Below are 18,812 nucleotides of genomic sequence, written 5' to 3'. Positions count from 1 at the left end.
CCTGAGCTCACTGGCAGCAACCCTGCTGCTGTGCGTGTTCCCGCTGATCAAGGGCACTGCTGGCGCCTTTGCCCTTATTGCGCTGCTGGGGCTCGGCATGTCCGGCATATTTTCCATCGCACTCGTTTTTGCCAGCAAAATGATGCCAGGTACAGAAGAATCCACCACCAGCCTGCTTATCGGTGCAGGCGGAGTCGGAGGGGCCCTGCTGCCCTTATGGCTTGGGAACAGCATGGATCGTGGCGGAGCAGTCGCTTCGGCATGGTTGCTGGCAGGCTTTGCCTGTATCCTGTGTCTGCTTGGCGGCATTCTGTACGCCCTGCATGTGCGCAAAAAGCGGCTTCAAACCGCTTCACCCTGATACATGCCTTTTCCGGCGCCTTCAGCTGTTTCTTGGAATAATCCAAGCACAGTGAAGGCGCCATTTTACTTCCTAGACGAATGTACCTCATACAAAGGCCTATTTTTAACCAAAGATAGATCATTGCCTATGAAACACAGGACAGATATCCATGCCCTCCCCTAGATGAATGGAGTAGTATACAACAAACCATATGGAGGTGTTTGTATTGGGTCGTCCTGAATTAAACCAAAAAAAAGGCCGCAAAAAAGATGTTTTTATCCGTTCCTGGTTTGATAAACTTGAAAAAAAGTTCAATGAGAAGCCCCCAAAGAAGAAAGGCCGCTTAAAACGAAAATCTTTGGGCAAGGATATTATCGTCAAAAAACAACTTGTCCGTGTGAATATTGCTCCTGACGCTATAGAGACAAGAGGGGGCTCTGCCACAGATGGAGTGGCACAGTTCGGTTATATTTACAACCTAAGACCTCAACTCGTTCCGATTGAAGGGGATGTCATATTTGATACGAACGGTATACTTACACCTGGCATTGCTCATGTTCCCGGGACTACACAGATTACTGTTGCCGACGCGGGGACCTATGAGGTTCACTTTTCTGTGTCGGGTGTAGAGCCCAACCAATTTGCCGTCTATATTAATGGCATCCTGGCTGGAGGAACCCTGTACGGTTCAGGAGCCGGCACGCAGCAGAACACAGGGCAAGCCATCCTCGATCTGGCATGTGGGAATGTGCTTACTCTGCGGAATCATAGCTCCGCCACTCCAGTTACCCTCCAAACACTGGCTGGAGGAACTCAAACCAGCGTAAACGCTTCTATCATCATCAGAAAATTGAAATAGGCGTGAACTTATGCACAGCCTCAGCCTGCAAAAATGGGTTTATCCCACACTCGTTCGAGCGAGGATAAACCCTTAATAGCTTAAAAAGCCATAATAATACCTTTATCATTGGCATACATCGAACTGATCCCTCTGGTGGACACAATATGAATATCTTTGAATTGATAACGATTCTTCAATGCAGTCATCAATTTTTCCGCCAGACCGGGATTATTGCAGTGAGTAATGACGATACTTTCCCCTTCGGTATCCCGACCACTTTTTTCAATGGTATCTGCCAGCTTTTCGATGATTTGATTCTGACCGCGCGCTTGTGTAAATAAGGCGATATTCCCGTCACCGTCGGAACCCAAAATAGGCCTGATATGCAAAAATGAAAGTATCTTGCCCGTAATTTTATTCATTCGTCCGTTCTTCACCAAATTATCCAGGTTTTCCAGCACAAAGTATGTCTTCATCTTCGTGATAAAGGTTTCCAGGGAAGATATAATCTCACTTTTATGATATCCCTCGTCGATCAGCTTGCGAAGCTTTAGAGCCAACAAAACTTGTCCAGCCGATGCGCTTTTCGAATCAAATACATGGACATCCGCTCCGTTTTCTTCCTCCGCCATATCTTTTCCGATCAATGCACTGGCATACGAACTGGATAGATTGCTGGATAATGTAATGGCAAAAGAAGTATGCGTGCCCTGAAAGGCTTCCTTGTAAAGCAAGGGGGAAGGTGATGCAGATCCAATCTTGGTTGTACAGGCTTTCATTTCTTCCATGAACTGAGGCAGGTCCAGCGTGTCATCATCAATGAAGCATTTCTCTCCCAATGTCATGTTTAATGGAATCGTAGTAATCTGCAGCTGCTCTTTAAGTTCTGTCGTCAAGTCGCAGCAGCTGTCTGCTATTATTTTATACCTCATCTGTACACCCTCATCTTATGTTATTTTCCAGCGGAAGCTGAATTCATAATGCTCATGGAAAGCTCAATCAACCGTATAAATTCCTTTACATCGTCCTCACCCAAACCGGCTACAAGCGCTTCAAAATAGCCTTCTATTCTCTCTTGCTTTTGTTTAATCAAGGATTCACCTTCTGGTGTAAGCCTGACACACATCCGTCGTCTGTCCTGCTCCGACATCTCCATAGTGACATACCCTTTTTTTCTTAAGCCCGTAAGCGCTGCCGTTATTCTTGATCTGGATACATGCAGATGATCGCTGAGTAAGGAAGGATTAATTTCATCCTCTCGATGCTGAACTAAATATTGAAGCACATGGTTTTCACCTTGGACAAGCGCTGTCAGACTACTGAATAATTCCATACTATAAATCCGTTGAACGGATTCCCTTAGCTGGTCGCTTAAGTCAACTTCTTTCATAGTAACCTCCGTATAATGCATAATACATACAGTTAACTATTAATACTATGTACTATAATGAATTGCGAGCGATAATAACAATGAATTATTTGTGAATAAATTCCGACGTTGAAACATTGCTAATGAACGGTCGATTGTACTGCGAAACGATTTAACCTTCCAAAATACATACGAAGTCAGCTTATATACAAGAAAAGGCCAACCAGTAAATGCTGGTTGGCCTCCTCATTGGAAGACTGCCTTACGTTTCCGAACAATAAAAATCTAACTTATAGCACCGATTTAACAGTGTCCTGGACTTGCTTCAATAGTCCTTTATAGCCGTCTTCATCAAGGTAGCCGATACTTCCCAGCAGCAAGTGACCGACGGATTCAATTCCAACGAAATCAAAAATACCCGTATCTGAAGTAACCTTCAGACCTGCGGTCATCCCGATCTTATCGTAAATTTCGTTCGGTGTACCATGTGTATTTACAATAAAACCTTTTTTACCTGTAAGAAGCTTATGAATCCCTTCCGGACCAGACGTATATGCAAAGCCGTAGGCAAATACACGATCAACGTAGCCTTTCAGGATCGCAGGAAGACCTGTCCACCAAATAGGAGAAATAAATGTAATCGTATCGGATTGTGAGATGTATTCCTGCTCTACCTTGATATCGGCGGGAGTTTGTCCGGCTCTCATAGCGGCAGTATCCTCAGACTTTAATACAGGTTGAAAATCAAGCGCGTACAAATCGCGTACAACGACTTCATCGCCTTTTTCCTTCAGAGCATTTACGACTGTTTCCAAAATAGCGTGGTTAAGGCTTTCAGCGTTAGAGTGAGCATAGACGATAAGATGTTTCATTTCAATTACCTCCAGATATTTTATAATTATTTTATCTTTCATATAGATATCTATACATTTATCTAAAAAAATTTATAATCTGTTTTTTACTTGTTCCAGCAGATATTCCAGCTGTTCTTTTTCTTCGTCTTTGAGACCACCGTATATGGTTTCTTTTAATTTGTTGGAGATCACTTCAAATACAGGCTCCAGCTCTTTCCCCTTATTGGTAAGATAAATCAGGGTTACTCTGCTATCCTCCCCTTCTTTTTTTCTTTCGACATATCCCAGCTTCACCAACTTGTCGACCAAAACGGTGACTGTGGGCTGCTGGCGAGAAATTTTTTGTGTCAATTCCTTGATGGAAAGCCCGTCCTTTTGATAAAGGAACATTAATATTCCACCATGTGAAGGAACAATTCCTTCAACTCCATAGGATTCGAGCTCAGACACAATCAATTTGTTGATCGAGTCTCTGATCGTTCCTATCAGGGCAGCTGCATTATTTTTTAACATACCTGCATTATTACATAGACATCTATATATATCAAGTGTTTTTTATGCTAATTTTCCCTTCCTAATCATAAGGGATGATATGATAGGTAACAATAGCAGTCACCAAACTCTCTAACGAAAGGCTGGAATACCATGGCAGAAAGAATACATGATGTGATGACGGCCCGCACCAAAAAACGGATCAGGGATACCTTTATCAGTTTAGTCGAACAACATGGCTTCAATGCGGTGACCGTGCGGAATTTAACGGCAACTGCGAGGATAAACCGGGGAACCTTCTACCTGCACTACAAGGATAAATACGATGTCATAGAACAGATACAAACAGATTTTCTGGATGGTCTACAGAAGGTAATGGTAGTCAATATTTCTCCGGACGAGATGAAGCAGACTTACAGGGAAGAAAAACCTTATCTGCCTTTCGTGGGAATGTTCGAATACATACATAAGTATGGAAGCTTAATCCGCTTATTGTTAGGTCCAAAGGGAGAACCCGGCTTCGCCGGCAAATTGAGAGACATGGTCAATCGAAGCTTCCATAAAAAATTGCAAAACAATAATGTTTTTAACAATAATCCTGCCATCCCGCAAGAGTACTTGTCCGCTTATGTAGCAGCTATCTTCCTTGGGGTTATGGAGGAATGGCTGAGCCAGGATATGCCTCATTCTCCTGAGCAAATTGCTGTATTTTACATAAAGTTAATCTTCCTTCAACCGTTTAAATAAAATTCCCTCCACAGAGCAGCGACCAACTCATCTGCATTATGAACGCTAGCAGCTGCTCAGGTGAAGGAAGTTTTCGCTCACGCCTGAATACAGGTGTTAATTCAGGGTAATCAGTACTTTTCCTCGGGTCTTTCCTGATTTATCATGAACAAGTGCTAGTTCGTCAAGCTTACTCTTTTCGAAATGGCAGTCTTCAATCGCCCCTCATCTACTAATTGAGCGATTTGTGCCAGCTGTCCAGCATTCCGCTGCACACTCATTCTCAGCGTCTTGACGTTCAACTGCCTGGCAAGCTCCTCATCTGCTGGACTGGCAGGCGAGACAAGAATCCCGCCCTCTTTCAGCAAATAGAGCAGCTTGCTTACCTCCGCCGGACTTTCGGGAGAAAGATTAAGAATAAGGTCTACCTTTTCTCGCATTTTCTCTTCTATCGTCTGCTGTTTGTAGTCAATCAATTTGTCAATTCCGAACTCTTGGAGAATCGGGAAGCTTGCTGCGGAAGCCGTGCCGATCACGTAAGCCCCCTTCCACTTGGCTAATTGAACAGCATACGATCCTACACCGCCTGCAGCTGCGGTTATTAACACACGCTGGCCTTCCTGAAGCCCGCCATGCTGGAACAGCCCCTGCCAGGCAGTCAAAGCTCCTACCGGGATGGCAGCCGCATCCTGAAGATGAATACTCCGAGGTGCTAGAGCGACATAAAACGCCTTGGTCACTACATATTCGGCAGCTGCACCGTCTTGGGTCATATCCAGAAAGACAAAAACCCTGTCTCCCGGCTTCAGGCTGCTCACTGCTGCACCAGTTTTTTCAATGACACCTGAAGCCTCCACATTCGGAATATATGGCATCTGATGAGGAAAAATATCCCGAAGAACCCCCATACGAATCGCCGCATCCACAGGATTAAAAGCAGTGGCAGACACCTTGATCAGAACCTCGTCCTGGTCTATTTCAGGAACAGGAGCCCGTTCATAACAAATAACCTCCGTACCGCCGTATTCATGGATTCTAACCGCATTCATTTCACCTGTTGTTGCCATTCTTAACACCTGCCTATCTTTTTTGTGAAGCTATTTTAATGAACATTGTGTTGATCGTTTGCGTGTTTATCTTACAGCCTAGATTTATGTAAAAACAATCGACAATCCACTCCAAAGTGTTCAGTGTAATCTTCAATAAATACCGTCGAATATGCCCTTTAACTGAGAAAACGCACATATTAATAAAGCCAAAATACTCGAAGCTCCTTACAGGGTTTCGAGTATTCTATTGGCAAAAAAAGTAAATAAAAAAGGCCGTTCCCAGTATTCTTCGATAATTCCTGGGACAGCCCTTATTGCTATAACAAATAATTGCAGCTTTTATTTAAAGAATTTTCTTAAACATCTCGATGACTTGTTCTTTGGTCGGTATGAACGGATTGCCCGGAGCGCAAGCATCCTTCATTGAGTTCTCGGCAAGCAGATCCAAATCGACTTCATTGACGCCCAGTTCAGAAAGCTTGGAAGGAATCCCCACTTCCTTCGACAGGTCTTTGATTCTTTGGATGACATAATCTGCGCATTCCTTATCCGTTTTCCCCTTATCTTCAAAACCGATGGCCTTGGCGATGGCACGAAACTTCTCTGGTACATGCTTGGCATTCTCTTCCTCCACAATCGGCAGCAGCATGGCATTGCAAACACCATGAGGCAAATCGTATACGCCGCCAAGCTGATGCGCCATCGCATGAACATAACCCAATCCGGCATTATTAAATGCAAGCCCTCCCAGGAAGATAGCGTATACCATTTGCTCACGTGCTTCTATATCATGACCGTTTCTCACCGCACGAGCCAAATGATCAAAAATAATCCCTACTGCTGCCAGCGCGGTCGCATCCGTTACAGGATAGGAACCTGGCGTAACCAAAGCTTCAATGGCATGGGTCAAAGCATCCAGCCCTGTAGCTGCCGTTAACGCGGCAGGTTTGTCTACCATCAGTTCAGGGTCGTTGACCGAAATCGTAGCTACACTATTCTTGTCAACCATAACCATCTTGACCTTGCGTTCTTCGTCTGTAATGACATAATTAATCGTGATTTCAGCGGATGTTCCTGCCGTAGTATTAATAGCGACAATAGGCAGCGATTTATGCTTGGATTTATGAACGCCCTCATACTCGGTGATATGTCCCCCGTTGGTAGCAATAATGCCAATTCCCTTGGCCGTATCCTGTGGTGATCCTCCGCCAATGGAAATTAAGAAATCACAGCCGTTTTCCTGCAGAAACTGAACGCCATCGTGTACATTTTTACAGGTCGGATTGGGCTTAACCTCATCGTATACTGCATAGTCCAGTCCAATATCATCCAGCATGGATGTGACCTTGCCTGCAATACCGCTCTTCATCAAAAACTTATCCGTCACGACCAGTGCTTTGTTTAAATTCAGTTCCTTTATATACGGTCCAGCTTCATGCAAACAGCCTTTTCCCATCAGATTGATAGACGGTACAAAAAATACATGTGCGCTCATAAAAATCGGCCTCCTAAAGGATTCGCTTCTTGATACCTCGTTAAATACGGAACCATCCTAAAAAAAGTGAAACATTTCACGTATATGATTTTATCTTTAATTTGTTTTGATGTCAACAATAAAACACAGATATTTTATTGTTTTATTTTTGTTTATTTTGTTTTTTGCAAAAAAATGAACTACTTTTCCTTCGTTTTTCAAAGCGCTACTTCATAAGTCTGGACTGACTTAGGCGATTCGGCTCCTTTGACGAGTATCCTGCGAAATCATCCCAATATTTGGTACACAACTAATCGGAGGCAGCCTCGTACAACTTAGATGAACACATTAACAACGAGGTGATGACAGCATGACAATCAACAAGGGAGTATTGCTGGCTCTGCTGGCGGTATCGCTACTCCAAGCGAGCCCGTCTTATGCGAAGTCGGTGCCGTTAACTCCGGCGACGACCGTTTATGTGGATGACCATCCGCTTCAGCTTGTCGCTCAGCCGCAGCTGCTAGATGGAACAACACTCGTCCCTATGCGCCAGTTGTTTGAGGCGCAAGGAGCCAAGCTTTCCTGGGACGAATCCAGCAAAACCGTAACAGCAACCAAAAACGACACGGTTCTGACCTACCGCATCGGGGAACTCGCTGCCACCCTAAACGGCAATGCGCTGTCCCTGAATGTTCCCGGACAGATTGTTGAGGGCAACACGATGATTCCACTGCGCTTTGTGAGCGAAGCACTTGGGAGCACAGTGAAATGGGATGCCCTGACCCGGACAATCCGGATTGTCTCGAGGAACGATTTTTTCACAACGGTACTTTCCAGGGTCAACCTGCGCAGCGAACCGGATTCATCGGGGGCTTCCCCTTCCCTACGGCTTATTCCAGCCGGCGAAAAGGTTCATGTCATCCGCGAGGTCAATGCCCTCTGGCTGGAAGTCCGCACTAAAGACAACCTGACCGGATACATATCGGCAAAACCAAAATACAGCGATTATACCAGCTCATCCCTTGCGGAACGGCAGGGAGATGAACTGATCGCCTACGGGGAGAAATTCCTCGGTACCCCTTATGAATTCGGCGCAGCAACCGGCCAGACATCGACCTTTGATTGTTCTTCTTTTGTAGGGGAAGTGTTCCGGCATACGCTTTCCATCGACCTCCCACGTGTCTCTTACGATCAGGCTAAAGAAGGCCGTAAGGTCGGGCTGAACGAGCTGCGCAAAGGCGACCTGCTGTTCTTCAGCGCACGCGGGCTGGAGATCGGCCATGTGGCTATCTATGCAGGGAACAACAAATTGCTGCATACATTCTCCAAAGAGCGCGGCGTTCATTTTGACACGCTTGACGATAAATGGCAGAAACGTTTCGTAACAGCGCGCAGACTATTTTAGGACAAACCGGATAGCCACAGGCACTCGAGATTGCGTTTAAAGTACCCGTTTACCTGAACTGCATTAAAAAAAGCAGCTGATCATTTTGATTAGCTGCTGTCATAACTTATTAAACTCTCTTATTTCTTTTCCGATACAGCAAAGTAATTTTCTTCATTATCTGCGAAGTTAAAGACTCTGCCAGAGGGAAGTTCCACAATATCTCCAACCTTAATGTTTCTGTTCTTCAGATCGCTATACAACGCATTGAAATTCTCCGTGTAAAACATGATAGATGGTGCTCCGAGATTCATTTCAGGGTTCATTTTGGCAACGAACTCCTTACTATGAAGAACAATGCTGGTTGCTGCACCCTTAGGAGCGACTTCGATCCATCTCATCGGACCATTGGTTTCTTCCGCAATGACCTCGAATCCTAATTTTTCTGACCAAAAATCTCTGGATTCGTCTTGGTTATTCACATACAACATAACTTGGCCAATTTTGTTAATCATAATTTGAACACTCCTCGTATGGAATAATTTACGGGTTAAGCGACTCCAACAACTCGCCCAAACGATTCCAGGTTTCGGTGATTCCTTGTAGCATGCCCATGTCCATGACGGTTTTAAGGGCCTCTACCGTCGCATATTCAGAACGGTTTACCAATTTGGTTTTGCCGCATAGATCGATAAACTCTATCGTGATTAGGGACGCTGGCATGGACTCGTTTATATTGCCTTCGGCATCCGAGAAATAATCAGTGTAGATGATCTTCTCCGGCTCGACAATTTCTTTATAAACGCCTTTCCCCCATGATTCCATGCCGTAAAACTGACCTTGATTCTGATCAACGCACTTCATACAGTAGTGCCACACGCCGCCTGGACGGAAATCGATGTTGCAGACCGGGATTTCCCAGCCTTTCGGTCCCCACCAACGCTTGAGATGCTCTGGCTCCTTAAACATCCGGAATACGAGATCGTGTGGCGCATCGAATATGCGCTCCAGCACCAGGACGCGATCGTTCTCTACGCGCGAAATTACGTTATTTGACATTGTTATGATCCTCCAATGAAATGATATTATGGTTTTTCCTTGTTCTGCAGTTCACGCAAGTAATTGTCCAAGTTATCAAACCTATCTTCCATAAGATGCCGGAAGGACTGCACCCAGGAATCCAACTCTTGGAAGGGTTCAGACCGGAGCGTGTAGATACGACGGTTCGCATCGACTCGCACTTCCACAATCCCGCTGTCGCTTAGCACTTTCAAGTGCTTTGACGCTTGTGGTTGGCGAATCCCCAGCTGATCGGCGATTTCGCCCACGGCCAGAGAACCATCGCGCAACAGTTCAACGATATTCATACGATTCGGTTCAGCTAAAGCACTCAGAGCCGTTATATCCATTCCCCGACTTTTGCCGGACATAATGCTCACCTCTATATTTAATGATTATTTGTCTAATCATCTCCTTGATTCAGAGTAACTTTCTCCTGCTGAATTAAATATATCTTATCAGGAATATTCCCGTCAAGGAATATTTAAAATAAACTCCCAACATTTAAATTTATACAGTAAGTTTGCAGACGGTTTGGTGATTTAATCCCTGGCGTTTTGCCTAGGGGCGGTTTTCTTGAACAATTAAGAGGAATGAACAATGCGGTCTTTGCTCCCACATTTCCCTTATTATTTGCTCCCTTTCCCTTTATAATCCGAATTTTGCAGTATTGAAAGTCAACATCAAAACTTATTGTACCTCAACCTTTGTTTCTGCTCTAAGATGTTGGAACAAACTTGCGATAAGCAAAATCTGACCGTTTACCACGGAGAATCTTTGGTCAGTTCCTCCCTTTACGTTTCGATAGGCGTATTTCTCAAAAACACATACAAGTCCCCCACCGAGGTAGAGAGCTACCATCGTGCCAGAGTCGCTTTTTTAGTAAAGCTGTACATTGAGCATCATAAATAAAAGCACTTCTTCTCGACCCACTCCCCCCTCCAAATATCATCAGGCTAATGACCCTTGAAGTGACCCTATGCTATAATGTGGAAAGTATGGATGGATACATGTACAGGAGGACTAGAGCAGGATGATTGGGAAATTTCTCATTTTTTCTCTACTATGGAGTTTACTTGGCAACCCGTTTCTCGCGCTGCTTGTACTGTTGATTGTGATCTACATATTGGATCGCAGCTTTGTCGGTGTACTGCCCAGTATGAGCAAGCCCTGGAAAAGAAGACGCAACGCGGCACGGCTGCGTCAGCAGATTGCGCTAAATACCAACGATGTAGCTGCCAAGTTCGAGTTGGCTCGTATCTGGATCGAAAGCAAGAAATATCATCAGGCTTTGGAGCTTCTACTGGAAATTCAATCCCGTTATGAAGATTCTGCCGACTATTGGAATGCACGAGGAACGGCTGAAGTACACACGAGCCATCTGCAAGATGGTGAACAGCATTTGCTGAAAGCACTGGACATTAACCCGCGGGTACAATACGGTGAGCCTTATTTGCATTTAGCCGCAGCTTTCAAGGAACACGACGTAAATAAGGCACTGGACTATCTGCAGCAATTTCAGGAAATTCAGTCCTCTTCCAGCGAAGGGTATTATCTGACAGGCTTGATGTACCGAATGCTGGGACGCAAGGATGAGGCCACGGCAGCCTTTAACCAGTCGATTGCGGTCTATCGTTCGCTGCCCAAATACCGTAAACGAAGTGAGCGCAAGTGGGCTGTACGCAGCTTATTCCGTAAATTAATAGGCTAGACGGATCTATATTTTGCCTTAACGACCTTTCTCTTCTTTTGAGAAAGGTCGTTTTTGCGTTTCATCCACACAGCTCCTCCATCGACCTGAATCGAATTATTTTGATCCTCCTGATCAGCGTTTTATTTTGTAACCTGTTATTGACATGCCACAAATCAGGTCATATAATCCGCTTATAAACCATAGAGTTTATAAATAAACTCAATAGTACAGAAAGGACGATCATCTTGTTGAAATTTACGCTCTACATATCTGTTATATCCATCCTTCTGTTTACTTCAGCTTGCTCATCTACAGGATTGAGCCAAAATGAAGCAGCAGAACAACAAAAGCAAAAGGTGGAAGCAATGACTGTTAAAAAAGAGCCGCTGTCTGCTTCTTTTAACCTTTCAGGCACGCTGCAGCCGTACGACGAAACCATCGTATCCTTTGAGCTATCCGGCTTGATACGCGATACTCTTTTAGATGTGGGAGATTCCGTATCCAAAGGCCAGGTATTGACGAAGCTCGATTCATCCAGCTATCAGCTACAGCTGGAGCAGGCTGATACGGCCATTCTCGAAGCCCGGGCAGGCATCAAAAATGCAACAGCAGCCATTTCAAGCGCAGATGCCTCTATCCAATCTGCTGGTGCGCAAAAAGCAGCAGCTCAAGCTGGAGTCAACAAAGTAAACAAGGGCGCCCGCGAGCAGGAAAGGGCACAGGTCCGTACCAAAGTGCAAAGAGCGCAGTCCGCTTTGACTAAAGCACAAGCCACCGCTGAACGCACCAAGCTTTTATATGATCAGGGAGCTGCGACCAAAAACGATTATGAAAATGCACAGCTCGCTTTAACCAACGCCTCCAAGGATCTGGAGGATGCGCAAGAAGCCCTCTCCTTAATCCAGGAGGGAGCCACAGTAGAAGATCGGCAATCGGCAGAATCCAGCTTGCGGCAAGCCCAAGCCGGGAAAGAATCGGCCATCGCCGCGAAAGAACAGGCAGAAGCCTCCAAGGATAACTCTACTGCGGCATATCAACAGGCGGTCATTGCCAAAAAGCAAGCCGAACTTTCCCTCTCCAAGACAGCTTTAAAAGCACCGATTTCCGGCGTTATTCTGGAGAAAAAGGTAAACGCTGGGCAATTGGCAAGCGCCGGACAGCCGATGTATCGCATCGGACAAATGGATCAGCTGAAGGTGCTGCTTCCCGTTCCAGACTATGAAATAAAAAACTGGGAGCCAGGGCAGACCGTGCGGGTTCAGCTGTACAATGAAAGCAGAGAAGGAACCGTCAGCCAAATCTATCCGGCTACCAACTCCAATACAGGCAGCATCAATGTGGAAGTGATCATTCCCAACTCCAAGCATGATTGGGCTCCGGGACAAGTCGTCAAGGCGGACCGGCAGCTCTCCCAGAGCGAGCAGATCATGCTCCCAGCCAAGGCTGTCATTAATAACGGTACAGATACTTTTGTCTATAAAGTGGTAAACAACAAGGCGGTTAAAACCATCGTAAATGTCGGTCAGATGTCCGACAACAAGCTTGAAATTACCAAGGGTCTCCGTGTCGGAGAGCGTGTGGTTACAACCGGAGTAAACCTGATATATGATGGGCTAGCCCTTCAGGTCACGGAGGGAACAAGCAAATGATTGAGTATTTTATCCGAAAGAAAAAACTGATCCTCTTTATTTTTGCGATGGCGATTGTAGCGGGATTTTATAGTGCTTCTCAGCTTCCCCGGCAGGAAATGCCGGATATCATTCAGAAAACCGCCATCGTTACAACACTCTACCCGGGAGCTGCTCCTGAAAAGGTAGAACAGACGGTTACAAAGCCCCTGGAACAAAAAATGAAGGAGCTCAATCATATTAAAAAAATCTCCTCGACCTCCGAAAATGGACTTTCGACCATTGTCATTGAGACGGAAGGCTACGCCAATGCCAAGGAAGTCTGGGATGAGCTGCGCAAAAAAATGAACGATGTCCAATCCGCACTGCCTGCAGACGCACAAAAGCCTGTCGTTTACGATGATTTGAACAAGGTATTTATCCATTCCTATGCCATCACGGCGGATTCAGCGAAGCAATTATATCAATTAAATGATATGGTGAAATCCTGGCGAGATCAGTTAAAAACGGTTCCCGGCGTGTCGGAAGTGATCATCAAGGGATTGCCGGAGCAAGAGGTGCAGATTCAAATCGACGCCCAAAAGCTCCAGCAGTACCATATCAGCTGGGAACAGCTGATGAGTGCGGTACAAAAGGAAAATGAACAAAATCCGATCGGTAATCTGGATTACAATGAACGCACATACCGAATGAATGTGCACCAGTCCAAGAATGCGCAGGATTTGAGTAAAGTCATCATTTCCAGAACCGAAAGTGGAGCGCCTGTGTATCTCCAAGATGTCGGGACCGTATTGCTTACACATAATACCAGCAGCTATATGTCCTTTTTTAACGGTAAACCGGCCATTACCCTGACGATTAACGGCAACACCGGCTCGGACGTTGAGACCATTTATGGCAAAATAAATGAAGAAATGAAGCTGTTGCAACCGGAACTGCCGAATACGTACCAATTGAATACGTTATTTTCACAAACCGAGCGGATCAATCATATTTTTTCAAACTTGACCCGTGAATTGCTGTTTGCGATTGCAGCTGTTATTCTCGTATGTACCCTGGGCTTGAATCTGATGACCTCCGCCTTTGTGGCGCTCGCGATTCCAATTTCGATCGGCATCGGCTTTATCCTTCTTCCCCTGCTCGGTGTGACGCTGAATCAGGTTACGGTCATCGGCTTGATTATCGTAATGGGGATTCTCGTCGATGATGCTGTAGTGGTCAATGATAATATCGAACGCAGAATGGTAACGATGGGGGAGAGTCCCAAAATCGCTGCCATACATGGAACCAAGGAAGTGGCCGTTTCGATTCGGACCGCCACTCTGGCCACTGTCGCCTCCTTCGCTCCGCTTTTCTTTATATCAGGAGATGCCGGTTCCTTTGCCAAACCATTGCCTTTTTCTGTTATCCTTACTTTGTTGTCTTCCATGCTTATGGCTCTTACTGTCATCCCGATCTTTAGAGAATGGTATGGACAGCGAAGTCAAAAAACAAACGGCTCCACAAAGCCGTCCGGACTTTTGGGTAAACAAATTGACGCCCTGCGTAATGTATATGCCGGCAAGCTGATTCCCAAGGTGCTGAAACGGCCTGCCTTATATGCCGCCTCGGGATTGTTGATCAGTACCATATTATACGGTGTGCTTGCGTTTATTCCGGTCGACCTGTTCCCCAGAACAAACGATCCGCAATTAAGCATTAATGTACGCATGCCGATCGGAACTTCTATAGAAGAAACCAGACAGGTAACCGAAGATATTGCCAAATGGGTCAAACAGCAGCCTCATGTGCGTACCATCAGCTATGCCGCCGGCGGTGATGCTCCTCCGTTGTTTCAGGATATGACCGCTGATGCCAAAACAGGCACAACCGTGGGGCAGATTGCTGTCGTTGGTGAAGAAGGCGAGTTTGATCCGGATGAAATGGCGGAGCGCTGGTCCACTGTTTTAAAGGATCGCTATCCGGGGCAATCCATCTCCGTCAAAATAGCCAAAGTCGGGCTGCCTCTTGGCAAGCCAATCTCCATTCGGATTTTGGGTAATGATGTGAACCAGCTTCGTACCTTGTCCCAACAGCTTAAAGAAGCCGTTATGGCTACAAAAGGAACCCAGGACGTTAATGACAATATGGAGAATGAAGGGTATACACTGGATTTCCAATTGAACAAACAAGCCATGGACCAGTATCTGGTAAGCAATAATGATCTGACACGCACACTCCTGCTCATGGGCAATGGGGTCAGCTTCAGCAGGTTTGATACCGGCAATGATTTAATTAATATTAAGTTAAAGGCCGATCAGGCGGACCAGAATCCGGAAATATTATTCCAGCAATTGAATGTGACCAATGCCAACGGGGTTCAGATTCCCTTATCCCAACTAGCGGAGTTAAAACCATCATTTGCAACGCAAAAAATGAACCATTATAATTTAAAGCGTTCCATTACGGTAGAAGCGGAAGTTCACGGACGGACGGCTTCCGAAGTTATGAAGGATGTCGAGCTGAAATTGCAGGACATCAAATTCCCTCCGGGCTACACTTGGGAAATCGGCGGAGAGCTTTCAGAACAATATGATATCTTGGCAGAATTGGGATCACTATATGTTGTCGTCCTATTTTTAATCTTCATGCTTATATTTTTGCAATTTTATTCCTTCACGACCCCGCTTATCATTCTGACCACGGTGTATATGGCGGCTGCAGGCGGATTTCTCGGCTTGTTCCTCCTGAATATACCCATCACTTTTATGGGTGTGCTGGGCTTGATGACCCTGGCGGGCATTATCGTGCGTAACGGTGTTGTACTGATTGAATTTATTGAGGAGGCCAGACGCGAAGGGACAGATCTGAAAGAGGCTGTAATTGCGGCGACCAAAGCGCGTTTTCGTCCTATACTGCTTACGTCGGTGACGGCCATCGTCGGGCTGCTTCCGATTGCCCTTATTGGAGAACATATGTTTAGACCTCTGGCGTATACCATTATATCTGGATTAATGTATTCCACGATCCTTACGATGTTTGTAGTACCTTCCCTGTATATGGTTATAGCCCGGTGGAAATTAAAAAGACAGAGCAAAGGGGGATACAATGAAGAAAATAACGAGTGAGGATATCATTTATGCTGCCCTTTCCCTATTCTCGGAAAAGGGATACGATGCCACCTCGGTCGATGAGATTGCACGTGAAAGCGGGATGGTGAAGGCTTCCTTTTACAAATACTTTCAAAGTAAAGAAGAGTTGCTGCTGGGGACAATCGTCCTGATTGAAAAACTTCTTGATGCAGATATTAAAGAGCTTTATTTGAAGCATCAGCTATCCCCGCGTGAGAAGTTGAGGCAGCTATACTTGATTGCTTTGGGCCGAATTTATAAAAACAAGATTCATTTGCTGGCGTACTCTGTTCCCTTAATCGGTTCAAAGGAAGTAAAAATCGCCCAAGCCATTGATCGTCTTGAACATCATTTTTCTAACGTGATCGTTGAGTTCTTAATTGAGGCTTATGGGCCATCTATACGCGACTATGCGTACGATATCGTTTTTGTCGCTAAAAGTATCATTATTAATGCCTTCCGAATGAGCAGCTCAGAGCTGTCCCAGACGGAGCACCAGGCACTGGCTGAATTCATCGTCAGTATTGAGGACATGATGGCTCAAGGAATGCTGAACCCGAATCACCAGCACCAGATTATGTGGAGCCCTGACACCAGCCTATATGAAGGCTCCGACGAGTTCTGGACCAAGGGAAAACAAATCTTCTATGCGTTGCAGCGTATGGATACGGTTCTGAAACAAACTGAATTAAATGAAGCGACCCGGAATGAATATGTGCAAATCCTAAGCAGATTACAGGGGGAACTCTCGGAACAAAACGTGGAAATAGCTCACGTGAAAGCCCTCCTTCTATTTTTGGGGCAACTGCCCGAGTTACTGGAAGACTGCACCAAGTTGAAGGCTATATTGGAAGTTTAGCACGCCGAAATGCATAAAAAGAGGTTCATGATCGTCAGATCTACTGCCATCATGAACCTCTTTCTTTAATATGCATATTGTACGATCAAAAGCCTCCTCCACGCTCACCGTAATGGCGCATACCCAAACCGATTCAGCTCTTCTGCAATCACGTGATAACCACGGCTGTTCGGATGTATCCGATCCAGCGACAGCAGCGCCCGTTCATTACCCTCAAACGCAGGATAAATATTCGCCACCCGGTAATTCGGTCCGCCCAACGTATGGAGGAACGAGTTGTACTGGCGCACATATACCCCCGCTTCCCTGACTCCTGGAAAAGGATTATACAATCCTACCATTCGTATGATAAATGGCTCACGCTGACCGGACTTTATATGATACAGGGCATGCACGATTTGGCGTACATGCTCTTTGGTGCGGTTCAGGGCTTGCGGAATGGAAGAACCCGACGAACCGCGGCCTCCAGCAAGCGCGCTGATATATGGTCGCAAATCATTTCCACCGATCGTTATCGTTATGAGTTCAGCTCGGCTGAGCGCCGACCGAAAAAGCGGATTGTTGCGGATCAACGACAGCAGTTCCTGCGATGTCAGTCCGTTGATTCCCAAATTCTCGTAACTGACTGGCGAATAGAGATGTCTTTCCGCCATTCGTCGATAAATGGATACAAATCCGCCGCTGAGCAGTGTGCCTGCACCTGTCGTTAAAGAATCTCCAATTGCTGTGTAGTGGTACGCCAATGAAACCTACCTCCCTCCGACATAATCTATCTTATGTGGAAAAAGGGAGACGCGACCCGGAGATTCGCTTATTCTTCTTCTATTTCATATATACAATGGAATTGCCCACCACCCGGCAGATCCTCCGATCCGTACACGGCGAAGCCCACATTGCGAAAGAAATCCGCCCCTTCCGCATCTGTTTCTACTGTGAGCCGTTTCGGGCTACGCTCCTTAATGAGCGTAAGCAGCATACCTCTGCCGTAGCCTCGATGACGATTTTCAGGCAATACAGCCAGGTGATGGAGCACGATCGTTCCATCCTCCCGCTCTTCAAACCCGACAACACCTACGATAAGTCCTTCATCTTCCACACCGAACAGCTTCCATTCATCCGAGGTTTGGTAGAAACGCAAAGCTTCCTCCCCCTGCTCAGGACGATCCAGCACGGCATAGGTCAGCAGCTCCAGTACCTCCTCCCGATCCAGACTTGTTTTTAAATTTTTAAACATCGTGAGTTATCTCCCCTTCTATCCTGAAACCCTCGCCGCATTTGGGCTAATTCTTGTATCAGGCCAGCGCTCTGCTGGTATTCGTAATTAATTCTCCACAATAAGCAAAGGCCAGTTATCCAGCCATTGCTTCTCAAATACACGCTGGCGAAAAGCCGTCGTGTGACGGAACAATGGACTTTGACGTACCCGCATATCCAGCAGATCGTTTAATCCATACGGACAAATGACCTCCATTTGGTCCTCGTCATTCAGTCTAATGGCTACTGCCGTCGCCGTCTCCGGCCAGTGGCTCATGGCATCCTCTATCGAGGAATATGGAGCTTCTCCGTTGCGGATATGCATCCGCGCCTGATTTTTGACAGACCAGTTACGCCCAGCCTGCTTACGATTCAAGGACAGCTCCAAGTGCTCATCTCGTTCCTCCAGCGTATTTTTCGGATCAAAATAAATGACATCTATATCATTGAGAGGTGTAGCGGTCGTATAACCATGCAGTTTATCCCACACCCGATTGCGTACATAGCCTGCGGCAATACAGCCTTGAGGCAGCCTCAGTGCCCGTACGTAGCGCAAGTCTTCAAGAACCTGCGGATCATTCATCATGTGTATGATTCGCTGTATATCTTCTTCCGGCTTCATCCTGCACTCAGCTCCTTAATTTAAGATGGCAGTTGCTGTACGGGCTCTCCAGTCT

At 45.9% G+C, this 18,812-nt stretch carries 19 protein-coding genes and 1 pseudogene; 8 read left to right on the top strand and 12 right to left on the bottom strand.

Going from position 1 to position 18,812, the window contains the following annotated elements; all coding sequences use genetic code 11:
- Positions 1–361: pseudogene (locus WG8_RS28260) on the top strand (MFS transporter); the annotation flags it as partial.
- A 208-nt stretch (positions 362–569) separates the two neighbouring features.
- Complete coding sequence (locus WG8_RS09645; RefSeq protein ID WP_007429960.1) at positions 570–1,202, top strand: hypothetical protein; 633 nt, start codon at positions 570–572, stop codon at positions 1,200–1,202.
- 80 nt (positions 1,203–1,282) lie between these two features.
- Here the strand turns inward: WG8_RS09645 and WG8_RS09640 are convergent, their stop codons facing one another.
- The 4 genes from WG8_RS09640 to WG8_RS09625 form a co-directional block, all read right to left on the bottom strand.
- Positions 1,283–2,116, bottom strand: coding sequence for a DegV family protein (locus WG8_RS09640; RefSeq protein ID WP_007429959.1), 834 nt, complete (start codon positions 2,114–2,116; stop codon positions 1,283–1,285).
- A gap of 20 nt (positions 2,117–2,136) precedes the next feature.
- Positions 2,137–2,574 carry a MarR family winged helix-turn-helix transcriptional regulator gene (locus WG8_RS09635; RefSeq protein WP_007429958.1) on the bottom strand — a complete coding sequence of 146 codons (438 nt, stop codon included), beginning with the start codon at positions 2,572–2,574 and terminating at the stop codon, positions 2,137–2,139.
- Between the two features lie 269 nt (positions 2,575–2,843).
- Positions 2,844–3,425 (bottom strand): NAD(P)H-dependent oxidoreductase, encoded by a 582-nt coding sequence (locus WG8_RS09630; protein ID WP_007429957.1) that lies wholly within the window; start codon positions 3,423–3,425, stop codon positions 2,844–2,846.
- A 72-nt stretch (positions 3,426–3,497) separates the two neighbouring features.
- A complete protein-coding gene (locus WG8_RS09625) occupies positions 3,498–3,920 on the bottom strand; it encodes a MarR family winged helix-turn-helix transcriptional regulator (protein ID WP_043890900.1) in 423 nt (140 codons plus the stop codon).
- 132 nt (positions 3,921–4,052) lie between these two features.
- Between WG8_RS09625 and WG8_RS09620 the strand changes: the two genes are divergently transcribed.
- Positions 4,053–4,646, top strand: coding sequence for a TetR/AcrR family transcriptional regulator (locus tag WG8_RS09620; RefSeq protein WP_007429955.1), 594 nt, complete (start codon positions 4,053–4,055; stop codon positions 4,644–4,646).
- Between the two features lie 155 nt (positions 4,647–4,801).
- Here WG8_RS09620 and WG8_RS09615 read toward each other — a convergent pair whose 3' ends face one another.
- Together WG8_RS09615 and WG8_RS09610 are read right to left on the bottom strand one after the other, a co-directional pair.
- Positions 4,802–5,692, bottom strand: a complete 891-nt coding sequence (locus WG8_RS09615) for an NADP-dependent oxidoreductase (protein ID WP_007429954.1) — start codon at positions 5,690–5,692, stop codon at positions 4,802–4,804.
- Between the two features lie 325 nt (positions 5,693–6,017).
- Positions 6,018–7,169 (bottom strand): iron-containing alcohol dehydrogenase, encoded by a 1,152-nt coding sequence (locus WG8_RS09610; RefSeq protein ID WP_007429953.1) that lies wholly within the window; start codon positions 7,167–7,169, stop codon positions 6,018–6,020.
- Positions 7,170–7,518: 349 nt separating this feature from the next.
- Here WG8_RS09610 and WG8_RS09605 point away from each other — a divergent pair, with 349 nt between their 5' ends.
- Positions 7,519–8,553 (top strand): C40 family peptidase, encoded by a 1,035-nt coding sequence (locus WG8_RS09605; protein WP_007429952.1) that lies wholly within the window; start codon positions 7,519–7,521, stop codon positions 8,551–8,553.
- A 119-nt stretch (positions 8,554–8,672) separates the two neighbouring features.
- Here the strand turns inward: WG8_RS09605 and WG8_RS09600 are convergent, their stop codons facing one another.
- The 3 genes from WG8_RS09600 to WG8_RS09590 are packed head-to-tail and all read right to left on the bottom strand — an operon-like array spanning position 8,673 to position 9,962.
- The gene (locus WG8_RS09600; protein WP_007429951.1) at positions 8,673–9,047 is read right to left on the bottom strand and encodes a VOC family protein; all 375 of its coding nucleotides are present in this window, start codon (positions 9,045–9,047) and stop codon (positions 8,673–8,675) included.
- Between the two features lie 28 nt (positions 9,048–9,075).
- A complete protein-coding gene (locus WG8_RS09595; RefSeq protein WP_007429950.1) occupies positions 9,076–9,591 on the bottom strand; it encodes an SRPBCC domain-containing protein in 516 nt (171 codons plus the stop codon).
- 26 nt (positions 9,592–9,617) lie between these two features.
- A complete protein-coding gene (locus WG8_RS09590; RefSeq protein WP_007429949.1) occupies positions 9,618–9,962 on the bottom strand; it encodes an ArsR/SmtB family transcription factor in 345 nt (114 codons plus the stop codon).
- A gap of 662 nt (positions 9,963–10,624) precedes the next feature.
- Between WG8_RS09590 and WG8_RS09585 the strand changes: the two genes are divergently transcribed.
- The 4 genes from WG8_RS09585 to WG8_RS09570 all read left to right on the top strand — a co-directional run bounded on the left by WG8_RS09585 (position 10,625) and on the right by WG8_RS09570 (position 16,881).
- Positions 10,625–11,302, top strand: coding sequence for a tetratricopeptide repeat protein (locus WG8_RS09585; protein WP_007429948.1), 678 nt, complete (start codon positions 10,625–10,627; stop codon positions 11,300–11,302).
- Positions 11,303–11,529: 227 nt separating this feature from the next.
- Positions 11,530–12,933 carry an efflux RND transporter periplasmic adaptor subunit gene (locus tag WG8_RS09580; RefSeq protein ID WP_232289076.1) on the top strand — a complete coding sequence of 468 codons (1,404 nt, stop codon included), beginning with the start codon at positions 11,530–11,532 and terminating at the stop codon, positions 12,931–12,933.
- Positions 12,930–16,019 (top strand): efflux RND transporter permease subunit, encoded by a 3,090-nt coding sequence (locus WG8_RS09575; RefSeq protein WP_007429946.1) that lies wholly within the window; start codon positions 12,930–12,932, stop codon positions 16,017–16,019. Before WG8_RS09580 ends, WG8_RS09575 begins: the two co-directional genes overlap by 4 nt.
- On the top strand, positions 16,000–16,881 hold the full coding sequence (locus WG8_RS09570; protein ID WP_007429945.1) for a TetR/AcrR family transcriptional regulator: 882 nt from the start codon (positions 16,000–16,002) through the stop codon (positions 16,879–16,881). Before WG8_RS09575 ends, WG8_RS09570 begins: the two co-directional genes overlap by 20 nt.
- Before the next feature lie 104 nt (positions 16,882–16,985).
- Here the strand turns inward: WG8_RS09570 and WG8_RS09565 are convergent, their stop codons facing one another.
- From WG8_RS09565 to WG8_RS09555, 3 genes are all read right to left on the bottom strand, one after another.
- Positions 16,986–17,624, bottom strand: a complete 639-nt coding sequence (locus WG8_RS09565) for a GDSL-type esterase/lipase family protein (RefSeq protein WP_007429944.1) — start codon at positions 17,622–17,624, stop codon at positions 16,986–16,988.
- Between the two features lie 68 nt (positions 17,625–17,692).
- A complete protein-coding gene (locus tag WG8_RS09560; protein ID WP_007429943.1) occupies positions 17,693–18,115 on the bottom strand; it encodes a GNAT family N-acetyltransferase in 423 nt (140 codons plus the stop codon).
- Between the two features lie 87 nt (positions 18,116–18,202).
- Positions 18,203–18,757, bottom strand: a complete 555-nt coding sequence (locus tag WG8_RS09555; RefSeq protein WP_007429942.1) for a nucleotidyltransferase family protein — start codon at positions 18,755–18,757, stop codon at positions 18,203–18,205.
- Positions 18,758–18,812 lie beyond the last annotated feature (55 nt).

Source organism: Paenibacillus sp. Aloe-11 (genome assembly GCF_000245715.1).
Classification (GTDB): Bacteria; Bacillota; Bacilli; order Paenibacillales; family Paenibacillaceae; genus Paenibacillus; species Paenibacillus kribbensis.
This window is presented reverse-complemented; position numbering and strand designations above follow the sequence as displayed.